Below are 1,380 nucleotides of genomic sequence, written 5' to 3'. Positions count from 1 at the left end.
TATCTCTAGGTCAAGTCCTCGACCTATTAGTACCTGTCAGCTGAATACATTACTGCACTTACACCTCAGGCCTATTACCACATTATCTTCATGGGGTCTTACTCCATTTCTGGATGGGAAATCTCATCTTGAGGGGGGCTTCGCGCTTAGATGCCTTCAGCGCTTATCCCTTCCAAACTTAGCTACTCAGCTGTGCCATTGGCATGACAACTGATCCACCAGCGGTTTGTCCATCCCGGTCCTCTCGTACTAAGGACAGCTCCTCTCAAATTTCCTACGCCCACAGCAGATAGGGACCGAACTGTCTCACGACGTTCTGAACCCAGCTCGCGTGCCTCTTTAATGGGCGAACAGCCCAACCCTTGGGACCTACTTCAGCCCCAGGATGAGACGAGCCGACATCGAGGTGCCAAACCTCCCCGTCGATGTGGACTCTTGGGGGAGATAAGCCTGTTATCCCCGGGGTAGCTTTTATCCGTTGAGCGATGGCCCTTCCATGCGGTGCCACCGGATCACTAAGCTCTACTTTCGTACCTGCTCGAAATGTCTCTCTCGCAGTCAAGCTCCCTTTTGCCTTTACACTCTTCGCGCGATTTCCAACCGCGCTGAGGGAACCTTTAGGCGCCTCCGTTACTCTTTGGGAGGCGACCGCCCCAGTCAAACTGCCCACCTGACATTGTCCTAAACCAGGATTACTGGTCATAGTTAGAATAACGTTATATCAAGAGTGGTATCCCAACGGCGACTCCACTAAGACTGGCGTCCTAGCTTCTCTGTCTCCCACCTATCCTGTACATGATATACCATTATCCAGTGCCAAGCTGCAGTAAAGCTCCACGGGGTCTTTCCGTCTAGCTGCGGGTAACCGGCATCTTTACCGGTACTACAATTTCACCGAGTCTATTGTTGAGACAGCGTCCAAATCGTTACGCCTTTCGTGCGGGTCGGAACTTACCCGACAAGGAATTTCGCTACCTTAGGACCGTTATAGTTACGGCCGCCGTTTACTGGGGCTTCAGTTCTGTGCTTCGATTGCTCTAACACTTCCCCTTAACCTTCCAGCACCGGGCAGGCGTCAGCCCCTATACATCATCTTTCGATTTAGCAGAGACCTGTGTTTTTGGTAAACAGTCGCTTGGACCTATCCTCTGCGGCCACCACTAGCTCTGAACCTGTGATGGCACCCCTTCTCCCGAAGTTACGGGGTCATTTTGCCGAGTTCCTTAACAATAGTTTTCTCGCTCGCCTTAGTATTCTCTACTCTCCTACCTGTGTCGGTTTACGGTACAGGCACCTGCTCCCTCGATAGAAACTTTTCTTGACAGTGTGATATCTGCTACTTCGCTACTATTTTCACTCCCCATCACAACTCACCCTTAA

General features: G+C 51.3%; 1 rRNA gene. It reads right to left on the bottom strand.

Annotated elements, in window-relative coordinates:
• Positions 1-6: 6 nt before the first annotated feature.
• Positions 7-1,380: ribosomal RNA gene (locus QE109_RS17505) — 23S ribosomal RNA — on the bottom strand; the annotation flags it as partial.

This window comes from Fusibacter bizertensis (genome assembly GCF_029914245.1).
In the GTDB taxonomy this organism is placed as follows: domain Bacteria; phylum Bacillota; class Clostridia; order Peptostreptococcales; family Acidaminobacteraceae; genus Fusibacter_C; species Fusibacter_C bizertensis.
The sequence above is the reverse complement of the archived record's forward strand: the minus strand, read 5'-3'. Positions and strand labels throughout refer to the sequence as shown.